The sequence below is a fragment of the Polyangium sorediatum genome (assembly GCF_029946465.1).
GTDB lineage: Bacteria > Myxococcota_A > Polyangia > Polyangiales > Polyangiaceae > Polyangium > Polyangium fumosum.
This window is the reverse complement of record NZ_JARZHI010000006.1, coordinates 211,838-227,087: the sequence shown is the minus strand read 5'-3', so window position 1 is coordinate 227,087 and position 15,250 is coordinate 211,838. Positions and strand designations below refer to the sequence as shown.

Here is a 15,250-nt window from a genome sequence, read left to right as displayed (position 1 = left end):
ATCGGCGCCGATGACCTTTTTCACGCCGTGCGATCTCGGCCCCTTGGACTATCGTCCGCCGCGTGCGCCCTCGGTTTTCCCTCGTCGTGACGCTCTTCCTCGTCTCCGGATCGACCGGGCTCCTCTACGAGGTCGCGTTCGGCAAGCTGCTCGGCTACGTCTTCGGCGCGACGGCGTATGCCGTGAGCACGGTGCTCGCCGCGTTCATGGGAGGCATGGCGCTCGGCGCGCACCTCGGCGGCAAGCGCGCCGCGCGCATCGCCCGCCCGCTCGTGGCCTACGGGGCGCTGGAGATCATCGTCGGCCTCGTCGTCGCCGCCTCGCCCGCCGCGCTCGAAGCGCTCACCGCGGCCTATGTCCATGTCGCGCAGAAGGCCCCGGGTTCGCTCGCGATCCTGACGGCGGCGCGCGGCGCGTTGACGGCGCTCGTGGTGATCGTTCCGACGGTGGCGATGGGCGCGACGCTGCCGATCCTGGCGCGGGTCGTCGCGGGTGAGGTCGGCGAGCGCAGCCGGCGCCGGCTCTCGTTGCTCTACGCCATCAACACGGCGGGCGGCGCGATCGGCGCGCTGACGAGCGCCTACCTCGTCCTGCCCGCGCTCGGCGTGCGCGGCACGATCTGGGCGGCGGCGCTGGCGAACGTGACGATCGGCGTGACCGCGATCGTCGTGGGGAGGCGCGCGCCCGTGGAGGCCCCCGCGCCCGCGGCGGAGGCGACGAACGACGAGCGCGCGAAGCAGCCGGCGCCCGCGGCGCCGGAGCACGGCCCGTACCACGAGAACACGGCGCTCGCGTTCGCGTTCGCCTCGGGGTTCATCGTGTTCGCGGCCGAGGTCGTCGAGACGCACCTGCTCGCGTTGCTCATCGGCAACAGCGCGTATGCGTTCGGCCTGATGCTCGCCGTCTTCCTCGTGTGCCTGGCGATCGGCGCGGCGCGCTCCCCTGCCCTCGCCGAGAAGCGCGGCGACCGCGCGCTCGCGTTCGGCCTCGGCGCCGCCGCGATCTCGCTCGCGCTCACCATGCCGCTCTGGGCCGAGCTGCCGCGCCTCTTCCTCTTCGCGGGCAAACATGTGCACTCCTGGACGGGCCGCGAACTCGTCCGCGCGCTCGCCGCGCTCTTGATCCTCTCGGTCCCCACGGTCTTTTTGGGCACGACGTTCCCGCTCCTGCTCCACCGGGTCGCGTCGATGCCCGACGTCGGCGCGCGCGTCGGACGGCTGACCGTGGTGAACACGGTCGGCACGATCTTCGGCTCGATCATCACGGGCTACGTCATCCTGCCGGCGCTCGGATCCCAGGGCACGTTGCTCGGCGTCGTCGCGGCGCTCGCGATCGCGTCGGTGCTCGCTTCGCGCGTGGCCAGCGGAGACAAGGGCTCGGCCGTATCGCGGTTCGGCTTGCCCGCGGCCGCGATCGTCGTCGCGGCCGTGCTGCCGCGCTGGGACATGGCGCGCATGACGAACGGCGCGAACGTGTACTTCTCCGCGGGCCCGCCGCCCGATCGCATCGAGATGGTGCGCGAGGACGTGCACGGCGGCGTGACCACGGTGGCGCGGCGCGCCGAGGTGCTCACGCTCTACACGAACGGCAAGTTCCAGGGCGACAACGGGCCCGAGATGGCCGCGCAGCGCAGGTTCGCGCACTTCCCCTCGATGTTCCTCCGCGGCACGGAGAAGCGCGTGCTCGTGATCGGGCTCGGCACGGGCACGACGCTCGGCACGATCGCCACCTACCCGTGGGAGCGCATCGAGGTCGCCGAGATCTCGCCCGCCATCGTGGACGCGTCACGGAAGTATTTCGCGGGGCCGGCGCGCAACTCCCTCGACGATCCGCGCACGGTGCTCTCGCTCGAAGACGGCCGCAACCACCTGCTCGTGTCGCCAGGCGGCTACGACCTCGTGACGATGGAGCTGACGAGCGTGTGGTTCGCGGGCGCCGCGAGCCTCTACAGCCGCGAGTTCTACGAGCTCGTGCGCGCGCGCCTCGCGGACGGCGGCATCCTCCAGCAGTGGGTGCAGCTCCACCACATCCGCCGGCGCGAGCTCGCGGCCATCGTGCGCACGCTGCGCGCCGTCTTCCCGCACGTCGCGCTCTTCGTCGGCGGATCGCAGGGCATCCTCGTGGCGAGCGCGCGGCCCCTCGTCGCCTCGCGCGCCGAGCTCGATCGGCTCGCGACGGCGCCGGCGATCCGCGAGACGCTCGGCGCCGGCACCTTGCCAGGCCTGCTCGACGAGCTCGTGGCCTCGGGCGAGGAGCTCGATCGGTTCGTCGCGGAGACGCCGGGCGAGCCGCTCGTCTCCACCGACGACAACCTCTTCCTCGAATACGCGACGCCCAAGGGCAACGTGCTCGACTACTGGCAGTCGCTCCGCGAGACGCTCGCGATGCTGGATCAGTACCGCACGCCGAACCCGGCCGCGCGGCACCTCGGTCCGTAGTCGACGCTCGGGGGCTTCGCTCCGGCGCGCGGAGCCACGCCCCCGAACCCCCGGCGGTTACTTCTTCTGCTCGGGCTTCTTCTGCGTCGGGTCGAGCGAGATCTGCTTGTCCTGGACCTTCTTCACTTCGTTGCCCGTGGGCTTGAAGTTCAAGGTCGGCACGACCGCGATCACGGGCTTCTTGCGCGCCTCTTCCTCGGCCTTGCGCTCTTCGAGGCTCGGCACGTCGAGCACCATGCCGCCGCCCGTCGGGTCCTTGCCGAGGAAGGGCTTGCCGTCGACCTCGGCGACGTGGAACTCGGTGCGGCGGTTCTCCGCGCGGCCCATCTCGAGCTCGTTCGGCGCGATGGGCTTCGTCTCGCCGAAGCCCACGGCGAGCAGGCGCAGGTGGTTCACGCCGTTGTCGACGAGCCAGTTGCACACGCTGAGCGCGCGCCGCGCGCTGAGGTCCTGGTTCTTGTCCTCGGCGCCGTTGTCGTCCGTGTGCCCCTCGATCCGCAGGCGCGTGACCTCGGGGTGCTCGTTGACGAACGCGAGCAGCGTCTTCAGGACCTTCTCGGTCTCGCCGAACTTGTGGATCGTGGCGCTGCCAGTCTGGAAGACGATCTTGCCCTCGATGTAGATCTGGCTCTGGCCTTCCTTCGCGGTCCAGGCCTTCTCGGGGTACCAGCGCGGCAGTTGGCTCTTCTGCTCCGCCTTCGGCACGGGCACGGGCGGCAAGCGGTTGTCCGAGCAGCCGGCGAGCGCAGCCAAAGCCCCCAGCGTGGCGGCGAGCGCGACGGACCTTCCAAGCGAGGTGCGGTTCATGAGAGGCCCCAAGCGTCACCCATTCCGGCCTTCTCCCGCAAGTAACTCGGTACAAGGCGGGCGCGTCTTGTGTTCCGGCGCCGATTTGGGCACCGTCCGGAGGGCGCGGAGGCTCGTATGGCGCTCGTCGGCAAGCTCGAAGTCACCATCAAGATCAACCGGCTCCCCACCGAGGTCACCACGGACAAGAACGGCTGGAAGGAGTTTCTGGTCGACTTCGGCAAGCGCGGCGCGCGCGTGAGCCTGCGCCCGCGCATGTGGAACCGCCTCGAACAAGCCGCGAACACGCACCCGCACTGGATCGCGGTGATCACCGGCCAGATGGGCGACGACGTGCAAAAAGGCGTCTTCAAGCTGCTCGAACCAAACCTGCAGGTGTTCGAGTACACACCGAAGACGACCGGAGCCGAGGCCAAACCCGACGAGTCGAAGGCGCCCGACGGCAAGGCGGAGGGGTCCGCGCCGACAGTCGCGCCGGAGAAGACCGACGAAAAGCAGGCTGCCTCCCCTCCCGGGGAGTGACGGCGTGTTAGATCCTCCTCCCATGGCCCTGGACCCTGCCATCGAGGAGAAGCTCGCTCGCCTGCGCGAGAGGCTCGTCGAGCTCGACTCGGTCCTCGTTTGTTACTCCGGCGGCGTCGACAGCGCGTTCGTGCTCGCGGCCGCCCACGCGGCCCTCGGGCCACGCGCCATCGGCATGACCGCCGTCTCACCGAGCCTCGCGCCGGGCGAGCACGAGGACGCCGTCGCGGTCGCGGCCGCGATCGGCGCCGATCATCGGCTCGTCGCGTCGAACGAGATCGAGGATGCCGGCTACGTCGCGAACAACCCGGACCGCTGCTTCCACTGCAAGAGCGAGCTTTACCGCATCGCGGCGCAGAAGCGGGTCGAGTGGGGGCTCGCGGCGATCCTGAACGGGACGAACGTCGACGATCTCGGCGACTACCGGCCGGGGCTCGAAGCGGCGCGGCTGGCCGAGGTCGTGAGCCCGCTCGTCGAGCTCGGGTTCACGAAGGCCGATGTCCGGGCGGGCGCGTCCGCGCTCGGGTTGCCCATCTGGGACAAGCCCGCGGCCGCCTGCCTTTCGAGCCGCATCCCCTACGGCACGAGCGTGACGCGCGAGCGGCTCGCGCAGATCGGCGGCTTCGAGGGCGCGCTGAAGCGGCTCGGCTTCCGCCAGGTGCGCGTGCGTTACCACGGTGAGCTGGCGCGGATCGAGCTCGCGCTCGCGGAGCTCGGGCGCGCGGCCGAGCCGGAGATGCGCGACGCGATCGTCGCGGCGGGCAAGCAGCACGGGTTCAAGTACGTCACGCTCGACCTCGCCGGCTACCGCGTCGGCAGCCACAACGAGGTCCTCGTCGGCAAGAGCCTGCGTATCGTGAGCTAGCGCGAAAAGGAGGAGGTCCCGTGGGTCGATTCGATCACCTCGCCACGCAGCCGCGCCGCGGCCCGGCCGACCTCTTCCGCTGGCGGGTCCTCGATCCGCTGCAAGGCAAGAGGATCAAGGATCCGGGCGGGTTCGTCACGCCGCAGCGTCCTTACGACGTGGACCTCGTGAAGAGCCCGGCGCCGAGCCTGACGTGGATCGGGCACGCGAGTTTTCTGCTCACGCTCGGCAAGAAGAACATCCTCTTCGATCCGGTGCTCGGCGAGCGGATCGGCCCGATCAAGCGGCTCGTGGCGCCGGGCATCGGCTGGCAGGCGTTGCCGCCGATCGACATCGTCGTGATCACGCACAACCACCGGGATCACCTCGACGCGTGGAGCATCGAGCGGCTCGGCGATCGGCCGACGTACGTGGCGCCGCTCGGCAATACGCGCTTTTTGAAGGCGGCCGGCGCATCGGCGAAGATCGTGGAGCTCGACTGGTGGGAGACGACGGGGATCGATTCGCTGGAGATCACGCTCGTGCCGGCGCGGCACTGGTCGATGCATTTGCCCTGGGATCGGAATGACGCGCTCTGGGGCGGGTACGTGATTCGTGGGCCCGAGGGGACGGCGTATCACTCCGGGGATACCGCGTACTGGGATACGTTCGAGGAGATCGGCCAGCGCGCGGGTCCGATCGACTGGGCGATGTTGCCCATTGGCGCGTACGAGCCGCGCTGGTTCATGGAGCCGCAGCACATGGGGCCCGAGGAGGCGGCGTCGGCCGCGAAGATGCTCGGGGCTACGCATTTCGTGGCCATGCATTGGGGGACGTTCAAGCTGACGGACGAGCCGATCGGTGAGCCGCCGGAGCGGGCGCGCGCGGCATGGCAGGCGGAAGGCGGCGCCGAGGAAAAGCTCTGGATCCTCGACGTGGGCGAGACGCGGCACCTCGGGCGTTAGCCGCGCACGGGGAACAGGACGAGCGCCGTCCGTGAAACGGAAGGAGCGAATGGGGGGCCGGAGCCCCCCACGCGCCGGGATTCAGATGGCGAGCGCGCCGGTTCGCAGCAGATAAGCGAGCTTCTTCCGCTGCTCGGCCGAGAGGAGCGCGTGAATGCGCCCGAGCGCGCGCACCACCGACGCCTGCAGTTGCTCGGCGCTCTTCACCCGATCCGCGCGGATCTGATCGAGCCGCGGTTCATCGAGCTTCTCCCCGAGCACCGCATCGGCGAACGCGCTCGTCGTGCGCCGATGATCCACGGCGGCCTGCGCACGCTCGATTTTCAGCTCGTCCAGGATCGTCGCGAGCTCCGCGATTTGCCCGTCGTCGAGCTCCAGCCGGTGGGCGAGGAATCGCAGCGGCCGGCGCACGCCGAAGTTGCCGCCGCCCCCTCCGTCGAAGTCGGAGCCGCCGGGCAGGTCGTCGCCGCCCCCGTGCCCCCCGTGCCCCCCGTGCCCATGACCGCCGCCTCGTCCGGGGCCGCTGCCCCCTCCGAACCACGCACGACGACCACCGGACCAACCCTCGGGGCCACACGAGCCGCCTCGGCCCGCGTGCCACCACGCCACGAATGCAGGATGCATGTTCACTCCTCCTCGCCGGGGCTCAGCGCGCCCGGCGGGTGTTTCGAGCGCGGGCTTTATGCCTCGCGCCGTGGAAGGAGCTTGTGGCGCGGCGGGGGGGCTGTCAACGCGCGCCGCGCAAGCGCGAACTTCTTAACAGTTCACGGCAGGAGAATCAGGCCGGGGTGTAGGACACGCTGCGGATGATGACTTCGAGGGGGCTCGTGGCCCCGGCGGGCACCGCCCCGGCGCGCAGCCAGAAGTTGATGCGGAGGTTTGTCGAGCGCAACGGCCGCAGCGGGTTGTTGATCACGGTTTGAATCGGCGCGGCTGCGCCCGCGAGGGGGCGGCTCGTGAAGGTGGCGCGCTGGCGCGTCCAGACGAGCTGGTGGAACGTCGCGTTGCTCCAGGTGGTCGGGACCGGGTAATGCGAGCTCTGCGGCTGCACCGAATGCACGAGCCGCGGGGCGTTCGGGCCCGTGCCCTGGAAGCGCGCCACCTCCACGTCGAGCTCGGTGTTGTTGCCCTCGTTGCTCCAGGTGAAGAAGCCGAGCACCGCCTGGTTGTGGAACGAGCGAATCGGTGTCTCCAACGTCATCGTGTACGTGCCGTAGCCCACGGCCCGCGTCGAGATGATCTCGGAGCTCCTCCACACGCCGTCGCCGTCCTCGTCCTCGATGAGCATGTGCAGGCGGTTTTGCGCGTCGACGAAGACGTTGTCCCCCGAAAACACGTTCGGGCCGGGGCCGACCGGCGCCTCGCCGCTGTCCTTCAGGTTCCATTCGAGTCCAGACCACGGAAAGGCATTCGCCTCGTTCACCGGGATCACCAGCGTCGAAAGCACGAGAGTCGCGGAAACCCCGGTCGAGAGCATGTTCGAGATACGGTTCATGCGAGGGGTCCACTGCCATCGTCGTGCCACGGGGCGGGCAAGGCCGACGCGGGAGTGTCGTGGAATGCGCGGCGAGCCTCGCGCCCGCCTGACGGTCGACTCTCGCTGTTCCACGAATTCGGTTGGGCAGCGCCTGCGCAGCGGCGGGGCGCACGGATGCGAATGCGTTCGGTCAGCAGGGCTCGTTCGAGCTGCGACGCGCGCGACGGAAGAGACCGCCGAGGCCGAGCGCGAGCGCCACCACGAGGGCGGACGCGTCCGGCGTTCGGCCTGAAACGCCGCATCCGCCGAATGTGGTGGGGCCGGACGGAGGAGCCCCGGCATTCGGATCCGCAGGCAGGATCACGGGCGGATCGACGTGCGTCACGTGGCCTTCGTCATCCACGGACGCATTCACCGAGGCCACCGCCGGGTTGCCCGCGGAGTCGAGGACGGAGATACGCACCACGACCTTCTTGCCGAAGAGCGAGGCCGGCGGCGTGACGGAGAGCTCGGCCTTGCCCGCGGGGCCAACGAGGAGCCCTTCCCCGGCGACGAGCGCCTCATCCTCTGCCGCACCCGCCTCGTGCATCCGGACGAGCCAATGGTCGAGCGCGAGGTCGTCCGTCGCCTCGAAGGCGACGTGCACGGCCGTGCTCTCGGCCTTCGCGTCGGCGTCGAGCGTCGGGGGCGTGCCGTCCGCGATGACGACGGGCCTCGAAAAGACCTCGGGGCTCACGCCGTTCGGGCCGATCGCGCGAACGGCCACGCGGTACGGGCGCGCGGCGAGCATGCCCGTGAGGTCGATCGACACCGAGGTCCCCGAGCTGGACTTGTAGGCCGGCGACCAGAGGGGCTGCTCGTCCGGACCCACGAGCGCATAGGTGTAGCTCTTCGCCTCGGCGACCGGCGCAAACGCGACCTTCACCGCCTCGCCGGGCTTGACGACGTGGGGCGCCTCGGACGGTCCGTCGTCCGTCTCGCCAAACGCGATCCAGCTCGGCGAGAGGCAGCCGGGGACGTCGATGTGGTGGATGTAGCCGTCCGCGACGCCCACGAGGATCTCGTCCGCGCCGTCGCCGTCGGTGTCGCCCACGACGGGCTCCGCGACCGAGCCGCCGAGGAACTTCGACCAGCGGAGATCGAGCGTGCAGGCGTCGAGGGCATAGAGGTGTCCGTCCGTCGAGCCCGCGAGAATGGCGGGGCCGCCCGGGCCGAGCGAGGCGACGGAGGTCGCGTTCGAGAGGACGCCGGGGCGCTTTCCCGCGGCGATCGCGGCGTTCACGGTGGGGTAGACACTCCCGCCGGCGAGCGCGCGGGCGCCGAGAAGCGCGCCGGTCGCGCCGTCGAAGGCGCGCAGCGTGGGCGAGAGGACGGCCGGGGTCACGAAGCGCGCCGCATTGCCGCAAACGACGCGCGCGCCTGCCATGCCATTGACCTGCTCGGAGCTCTCCGATTGCCACGCGGTGCCGAGGTCCGCCTGGAGCAGCCGCGGCGAGGACGCGCCCGCCTGGAGCAAGAGCTCGGGCCCGGGCCCGCCCTGGAACGAGGCGAGCATGGGGAGCGAATACCACATGGAATTGCCGGGGGTCGTCTTGACGAGGCCCGTGGCGGCGTCGCGCGCGTTCAGGCCGTCGTTCATCGAATACCACGCGTCCGTGCCGTCGCCGTCGAGGTCACCGACGCTCGAGCCGAAGAAGCCGCCGAAGGGCAAGGGTGCGCCCTGCCAAACGAGGGTCTTGGAGGCGAAATCGACCGCGGACTGGACGATCTGCACGCCCTCGATGCGCCAGTCGATGCCGACGCGCGGCGCGCTCGCGCCCTGCACGCGGAGCGGCAAAGGCGTGCCGTGCGGCGCGCCGGGGCCGAGGTCGACGGCGCCGAGGGAGGCGCCATCCTGCGAGCGGCGCGCCACGAGGGCGCTGCCTTCCACGCCGACGACGGCCATGCCGAGCGTGTCGAGGTCCACGATGCTCGCCGCTTGCATGCCGGGCTGGATGAAGCGCGGCAGCGGCGGGACGATGAGCGAGGCGGCGCGCGCATCGCCGACGTAGAGGCCGAGCGGCGAGCCCGGCAGGACCACGAACGGCCCGAGGTCGTCGCTCCCGACGAGCGGCCCGCCCACGGCGCCCGAGCTCGGCTGCATGCCGCCGCCGACGAGCGAGCCTGTCGCCTGCCCGCCCCAAACCACGATGCCGTTCGTCCCTTGCAACGTTTGTCCGAGCACGACGATCGTGCCCGCGGTCGTGCCGACGGCGACCTGCGGATAAGGGCGCGTGGAGAAATCGGCGCCGAAGACGCCCGTGACGTCGCCGATGAGCGGTGTATGCTCGCCGATCTTCTTCGGACCGGCCGCGTCGAACGTGAACGCCTGGATGTCCCGGAAGGTGTGCGGGTTCTCGAGGGACGCGTAGGGCAGCTCGGATTTCGGCCGCCCGACGAGCAACGCCGCGGATTGTCCGGGCCGCGGAAGCACGCCGAGGCGGCGATCGAGCGGGCCCCGTTGGCTGCGCGCGGGGTCGGGCATCGAATGGGCGCGCACGTCCGGGATCGGGCCGGCCAGGATCGCGAGGGCATTGCCGTCGAAATGATGGACGGAGAGGCCCGCGGCACTCGCGACGACGAGCTCCGCGCCGGCCGAAGCGCCGAGATCGGCCGCGCCCTCGAAGCGCGCGCCCGGGAGCACGGCGGCCGTCGTGCCCGCCGCGCCCTTCAGGATCTCCGTGGTGAACGGGGACGCGGGGGACGCGCGGTGCGAAAAGACGAGCTCGTCGATGCCGTCGCCGTCGAGGTCCTTTGCGACGTCGGCGAGCGTGACCATTTCGGCGTCGTAACCGGCCGTCTTTCGCTCGAAGAGGAGCGTCCCGGCCTTCGTTTGCGGGTCGATCTTGAACACCGTGAACCCCGGCGGGCCGACCTTCGCCGCGACCTGGCCGTACGGCTGCACGACGACGAGCTCCTTGCCGGGCAAACCGTCGATCTCGGCCGCGAGCACGTACGCCTGCGAAAAAGGTTTGTCCTGCGCGCCGCCCGGCAAGACGAGCGTGGTCACGGTCTGGCCGTCCTTGCCGCGCACGATCACGATCTCCGCCGGCGAGGTGAGCACGACCTCGGGCAAACCGTCGTCGTCGAGGTCGAGGATCGTGTCCGTGCCGCTGTGCGAGGGCGGCGGCGACGCATTCGCCGGGCGCATCCAGAGCGCGCTCGCCGCGCCGAATCCCCCGGCGAACGAGAATGCGCCGGCCGTCATCGTGCCGGGCGTCGCGCAGCTCGAGCATTCGTCGATGTAGACGTCGGGCAAACCATTGCCGTCGAGATCGGTCACGCGGACGGACGCAGGCGAGCGGAACTCGCCGAGGGGCGAGCTCCAGAGGACCTGGCCCGTCGCGCCGTCGAGGACGTGGGCGCGCGTCTCGGTGCGGACCACGACCTCGTTCTTGCCATTCCCGTCGAGATCGGCAAAGGCCTCGACCACGCCGACGCCGAGGATGTCGCTCTTCCACAACGTCGCCTGCGAGACGCCGTGCTTGGCGACGAACCGCCCGCCGACGGCGGCGACGAACTGCGAAGGATTCCCGAGGCCGAAGCGCGCGACGCGGCCCGTCGGGCGGCCGCCCATGTACGCGCGCCACGTGACGACGGGCTCGACCACGGGCACGGCTCCCCCCGAGGCCCCGGTGCGCGCGGCGTCGTGGCGCGCGACGGTCCAGGTGTCTGCATGGGCGAGGCCGGGCGAAAGCCCCCCCGCGAGTACCACGAGCGCACCGAGCAAAGCAGCACGAGACGATCCGCGCATGACTCCTCCCTTCGGAATCCTCATCGTTGGCGGATCTTGGTTGTTCTTTGGGCCCTCCACATTCAACGATCCGGGAAAGGAGAGGATCCGAAGAGGGTGCCCCTGCCCGCGTCGCGTGAACGCGCACTTCAACGCGGCGGGGCTCCGTGCTAGGCAGTCCCGCGTGCCGTTTTCGCGCATCCTCGGTCAGGACGAGGCCATCCGGACCCTCGTGCAGGCCCTCGAGAGCGGGCGCGTTCACCACGCCTACCGCTTCGAGGGGCCCGACGGCGTGGGCAAAGAGATGGCCGCCTTCGCGCTGGCGCAGGCGCTCGTGTGCACCGGCGGCGACAAGCTCGGCTGCGGGCGATGCGACGCCTGCCACCGCGCCGTGACGCTCGGGGCCGAGCGCCCGGAGGTGCCGAAGCACCCGGACGTGATCCTCGTCGAGAAAGGCCTCTACCCGCCGGCGACGCTCGACAAGAAGACCGAGGAGGTGCAGGGCATCTCGGTCGAGCAGGTGCGGCGCATCGTGCTGCCCCACGCGTCGTACCCGCCCCACGAGGGACGCGCGCGGCTCTTCATCATCCGCCGGGCCGAGGAGATCACGACCGCGGCCGCGAACGCGCTCTTGAAGACGCTGGAGGAGCCTCGGCGAGGCACGCACTTCGTGCTGCTCACGTCGCGGCCGGATCGCATGCTCGACACGATCCGATCGCGCACGCTGAAGATCCGCTTCGGGCCGCTCTCGGACGCCGTGCTGCACAAGATCCTGGAGGCGAAGGGGATGCCCGCGGGCCAGCAGGAGCTCGCGATCGAGCTCGCCGCAGGAAGCGCGGCAGCGGCGCTCGATCTCGCGGACGCCGAGCGGACGGCGGCGCGCGACGAGTTCGTCACGTCGATGCTCTCGGCCGTGGCAGCGCCGGACCTCGGGCCGGCCGTGGCGCTCGCGGAGTCGCTCGATACGAAGAACAAGGATCGGCTGCGCGACGATCTGCGCGCCCTCGGCGCGGCGCTCGCCCGATCGTCGCGCACCCGCGCTGCGCGGGACCCGCGCGCGGCCGTGATCGACGCACGGCGCTACGAATTCGTGCTCCGCACGATCGGCTACCTGGAGCGCAACGCCTCGCCGAACCTGTCGATCATCCAGCTCGTATCCGAGCTGCGCGACGCGATGCCCTGATCAGCCTTCGGCGTCGCCGCGGCCCATGCGGTCGTACTCGCCCTCGTCGAGGCGGCGACCGGCCCACGCGAGCGTCTTGCCTTCGCTCGTGACGACGATCGCGACCTCGCGGCCGCCGGCCTCGTACACGGCGAGCAGGCCCGACGCGCCGACCGTGGGCGCGCCCTGGCCGAAGCGCTCGAACGTCACGGGCAAGCGGCTCCTGCGTTGCATCGCCATGCCCCGGATCTCCAGCGTCCCAGGCGGCTCGGGCGGCGTGTCCACGACCTCGGGGCTGAGCCAAAGGAGCGCGCGCGCGTCGGCGGGGACGAGCGCCACGGCGTGATGCGCGAGGCCCTCCGGCGCCACGAAGATCACCGCGGCGAGCGCCTGCTCCCGCGCCACGATCGCGCCCGCGAGCCAGCGCTCGTCGCCCTCCGCGGAGACGACGTCGCCGAGCGCGAGCGCGAGCCCCGCGAGCGGATCGGCGGGCGGGGGCGCCTTCAAGGCGCGAGGCTTTTTCTTTTCATCGAGCGCCTTGGTCTCGTCCGGCCCGAACGCCTCGCGCGCGCTCTCGCGGCGACGGCTCGCGAGGTAGCCGAGGGACGCGGCCACGGCGGCCGTGACGGCGATGGCGACGAGGCTCATGGATGCTCCGTTCGCGGCATCGCGCCGAGGATCGCCTCGTGCAGCGTCCGCGCGCGGCCCGTCGTCTCCGCGAGCCCCGCGTCGCCGCTCGCGATCGGGAGGAGCGCGCCGATGACCGCCGCGGCGTCGACGACCGCGCCGACCGCGGCCGCATTCTCCAGGGTGATCCCGCCGATCGCCACGAGCGGGCGTGTATACCCGACCGACCGCGCGTGCTCTGCGAGGGCCGCGAGGCGCGGGAGGCCGATCGGCGGCTCGGCGTCGTCTTTGTTTTGTGTCCCAAAGACCGGCCCGATCCCGAGGTAGTCCGCGCCCTCGGCGACGCCTGCGTCGATCTGCGCCTCGTCGTACGTCGAGAGGCCGACCGCGAACGACCCCCCCGTCCGCGCCGCGAGCGCACGGATGAGCGGCACGGGCAGATCCGTTTGACCTACATGGATCCCCGGGCAACCCGTGAGCAGCGCGAGGTCGGGCCGATCGTTCGCGTAGAGCGGGACGCCGGCGCGCGCGGCGAGCTTCGTGAGCTCGGCGAGGAGCGCGAGCGTCCGCCGCACGCCCGAGGTCTTGTCGCGGAGCTGGAGCGCGGCGGGGCCGGCGGCGAGCACCGCCTCGGCGAAGGCGACGACGTCGATTCCGCGCCGGTCGAGCGCGGCGGTGTCCACGATGGCGTACAGACCTCGCATGCGGGCGCTCATTTGTACGCTAAGGTTGACGCCCTCGGAAGGAAAGCGGAAAGCCGCCTCTCGACCGACTCCGGAGCTCCCGTGATGCGATCCTCGCGCGCTTCCCTCCTCGCCTCGTTGTTCTGCCTTTCGAGCCTCGTCTCACCGAGCGCCCACGCCGCGCCGCCCGCCAAGGCGACGAAGGCCCAGAAAGCGCCCGAGCCGCCGCCGCTCCCGCCCGCGCAAGCGCGCCTCTGGATCGTCGCGCCGACGATGACCGGGCCGTGGACGATGCGGATCGACAACGAGGGCACGGTGCCGCTGCGCGTGCCCGCCGACCCGCGGCTGCTCCGGTTCGAGATCGAGGTGGAAGGCGAGAAAAAGCCCACGTCGTGCGAGCTGCCGAAGTCGCTCCGGCCTTCGAGCTTCCCCGAGAGCCGCGCGCTCCTGCTCGGCCCGGGGCAGTCGTACGTCGAGCCCTTCGATCCGCGGCTCTTCTGCTTCGGCAAGGCCGCAGCGGCGCTCCGGCCGGGCGTCACCTTGCACGCGCGCTTCGGCTGGGATCCGCCGAAAAAAGGCACGAAAAAGCCGCCCGAGCCGCCCTTCGCCGCCGAGAGCACCGAGCGCGAGCCGACCCTCACGCCCGCGCCGGAGCTCCTCGCGCCCGCGATCGTGCTCGGCGAGAGCCCGCCTCCGCCGCCGCCGGCCGCGAACGCAAACGCGAACGGGGCAAAGCCTTCGGACGGCAAGCCGGCCGCGCCTGCGCCGGTCGTCGACGAGCGTGCCGGGAGGCTCGAAATCTCGGCCGACGCGTTCAGGGACGTGGCCGCGCCGAACGGGGTATCGCTGACAGTGACCGCAAAAAACGCGGGGCTCCGGCCGATCTTCGTGGCGCTCCGGCCGTGGATGTTCTCGTTCCGTATCGACGGGCCTTACGGGCACACGAAGAGCTGCCTCGGCGATCCGCCGCGCGGGCTGCCGCCGGACGCGTTTCGGACCTTGAAACCCGGCGCCTCGACCTCGTTCACGATCCTGCTGCACGAGGTCTGCCCGCGCGGCACGTTCCCGCGCCCGGGCCTCTACCGCGTGACCACCACGCTGAACGCCGGCGAGACCACCCAGGGCGCCGAGGCCTACACGGCCGAGGTCTCCACGCAGTCGCCCACGCTCCTCCGGCTCGCGTCCGCGCCCGATCCCTTCTTCGCCGCGCCGCCCAAGGCCCTGCCCCCGCCGCCTCCACAGCCCGCGGATACGTCCTCGTCCCCCGCCCCCGACGCGCCTCCCTCTCCCGAAGCGCCTTCATCACCGGCGCCGGCTGGCGAGTAAAACCCCCCCGCTCGGCCCCCCCCCGGCCGAGGTGTTACTTGTTCACGGGGATGCGGATCACGAGCCCGCCCATCATATCGCCTTCCTTGAAGTCCTTGCGCGGGCTGTCGGCGTGCTCGTTGTGGCAATTCGCGCACGCGGCGGCGACGGCCTTGTCCGGATAAACCGCGGTGAAATAGGTCTTGTCCGCGATTTTCTCCTCCGTGTAGTAGTTCTTGCCCGGGTTCTCCGCGACGAACTTGAGGCCCGCCTTCTCGGCCTCCGTCTTCGCCTTGTTCTGCTGGTTGATCGGCCACTGCGAGAGGAGCGCGTACGAGAAGCTCGAGTTCGTCTTCTGCGCGTGCTCGGCTCCCATGCGCAGCATCTGCGCCGGCAAGGGGAGCGTCTTCTCCTCCTTGAACCGCTCGGTCGCCTTGATCGCGTTCTCCTTCACGAGCCGATCGACGACCTGGCCCGCGTACGTCGCGCGATCGGCCGCGATGACGGCGTAGAGCGCGTCCGCCATCTGCTGCGGCTGGATGCCCGCCGCCGCGCCGCCGCCACCCTGACCACCGCACCCAAACGCCGTCACGCCGGCGAGGGCCACGGCACCGCACACCATCGCGCCCGCCTTCGAGTGTCCCATCT

13 protein-coding genes are annotated in these 15,250 nt (G+C 71.0%); 6 read left to right on the top strand and 7 right to left on the bottom strand.

From position 1 onward, the window contains the following. Positions 1 to 62 precede the first annotated feature (62 nt). Entirely contained in the window at positions 63 to 2,438 is a 2,376-nt protein-coding gene (locus QHF89_RS10265) for a fused MFS/spermidine synthase (protein WP_136965594.1), read from the top strand. Between the two features lie 57 nt (positions 2,439 to 2,495). Here the strand turns inward: QHF89_RS10265 and QHF89_RS10260 are convergent, their stop codons facing one another. After that, positions 2,496 to 3,245, bottom strand: coding sequence for an OmpA family protein (locus tag QHF89_RS10260; RefSeq protein ID WP_136965595.1), 750 nt, complete (start codon positions 3,243 to 3,245; stop codon positions 2,496 to 2,498). Between the two features lie 117 nt (positions 3,246 to 3,362). On the opposite strand from QHF89_RS10260, the gene QHF89_RS10255 reads away from it, so the two are divergent. The 3 genes from QHF89_RS10255 to QHF89_RS10245 are packed head-to-tail and all read left to right on the top strand — an operon-like array spanning position 3,363 to position 5,576. Then, a complete protein-coding gene (locus QHF89_RS10255) occupies positions 3,363 to 3,767 on the top strand; it encodes a hypothetical protein (RefSeq protein WP_284720328.1) in 405 nt (134 codons plus the stop codon). Positions 3,768 to 3,789: 22 nt separating this feature from the next. Next, entirely contained in the window at positions 3,790 to 4,632 is an 843-nt protein-coding gene (larE, locus tag QHF89_RS10250; RefSeq protein WP_136965596.1) for an ATP-dependent sacrificial sulfur transferase LarE, read from the top strand. Between the two features lie 20 nt (positions 4,633 to 4,652). Beyond that, positions 4,653 to 5,576: an MBL fold metallo-hydrolase gene (locus tag QHF89_RS10245; RefSeq protein ID WP_136965597.1), complete on the top strand. Its 924-nt coding sequence runs from the start codon at positions 4,653 to 4,655 to the stop codon at positions 5,574 to 5,576. An 81-nt stretch (positions 5,577 to 5,657) separates the two neighbouring features. Here the strand turns inward: QHF89_RS10245 and QHF89_RS10240 are convergent, their stop codons facing one another. The 3 genes from QHF89_RS10240 to QHF89_RS10230 all read right to left on the bottom strand — a co-directional run bounded on the left by QHF89_RS10240 (position 5,658) and on the right by QHF89_RS10230 (position 10,846). Beyond that, the gene (locus QHF89_RS10240; protein WP_136965598.1) at positions 5,658 to 6,200 is read right to left on the bottom strand and encodes a Spy/CpxP family protein refolding chaperone; all 543 of its coding nucleotides are present in this window, start codon (positions 6,198 to 6,200) and stop codon (positions 5,658 to 5,660) included. A gap of 154 nt (positions 6,201 to 6,354) precedes the next feature. Then, entirely contained in the window at positions 6,355 to 7,071 is a 717-nt protein-coding gene (locus QHF89_RS10235; RefSeq protein WP_136965599.1) for a LamG domain-containing protein, read from the bottom strand. A 172-nt stretch (positions 7,072 to 7,243) separates the two neighbouring features. Next, positions 7,244 to 10,846 carry an FG-GAP-like repeat-containing protein gene (locus QHF89_RS10230; RefSeq protein ID WP_136965600.1) on the bottom strand — a complete coding sequence of 1,201 codons (3,603 nt, stop codon included), beginning with the start codon at positions 10,844 to 10,846 and terminating at the stop codon, positions 7,244 to 7,246. A 163-nt stretch (positions 10,847 to 11,009) separates the two neighbouring features. On the opposite strand from QHF89_RS10230, the gene QHF89_RS10225 reads away from it, so the two are divergent. After that, the gene (locus QHF89_RS10225; protein WP_136965601.1) at positions 11,010 to 12,008 is read left to right on the top strand and encodes a DNA polymerase III subunit; all 999 of its coding nucleotides are present in this window, start codon (positions 11,010 to 11,012) and stop codon (positions 12,006 to 12,008) included. Here the strand turns inward: QHF89_RS10225 and QHF89_RS10220 are convergent, their stop codons facing one another. After that, entirely contained in the window at positions 12,009 to 12,635 is a 627-nt protein-coding gene (locus tag QHF89_RS10220) for a hypothetical protein (RefSeq protein ID WP_136931479.1), read from the bottom strand. After that, complete coding sequence (locus QHF89_RS10215; RefSeq protein ID WP_136965602.1) at positions 12,632 to 13,318, bottom strand: thiamine phosphate synthase; 687 nt, start codon at positions 13,316 to 13,318, stop codon at positions 12,632 to 12,634. The genes QHF89_RS10220 and QHF89_RS10215 overlap by 4 nt, the downstream gene beginning before the upstream one ends. Positions 13,319 to 13,402: 84 nt before the next feature. On the opposite strand from QHF89_RS10215, the gene QHF89_RS10210 reads away from it, so the two are divergent. Beyond that, positions 13,403 to 14,623 carry a hypothetical protein gene (locus tag QHF89_RS10210; RefSeq protein ID WP_136965603.1) on the top strand — a complete coding sequence of 407 codons (1,221 nt, stop codon included), beginning with the start codon at positions 13,403 to 13,405 and terminating at the stop codon, positions 14,621 to 14,623. Between the two features lie 34 nt (positions 14,624 to 14,657). Here QHF89_RS10210 and QHF89_RS10205 read toward each other — a convergent pair whose 3' ends face one another. Next, a complete protein-coding gene (locus tag QHF89_RS10205; protein ID WP_136965911.1) occupies positions 14,658 to 15,248 on the bottom strand; it encodes a Tll0287-like domain-containing protein in 591 nt (196 codons plus the stop codon). Positions 15,249 to 15,250 lie beyond the last annotated feature (2 nt).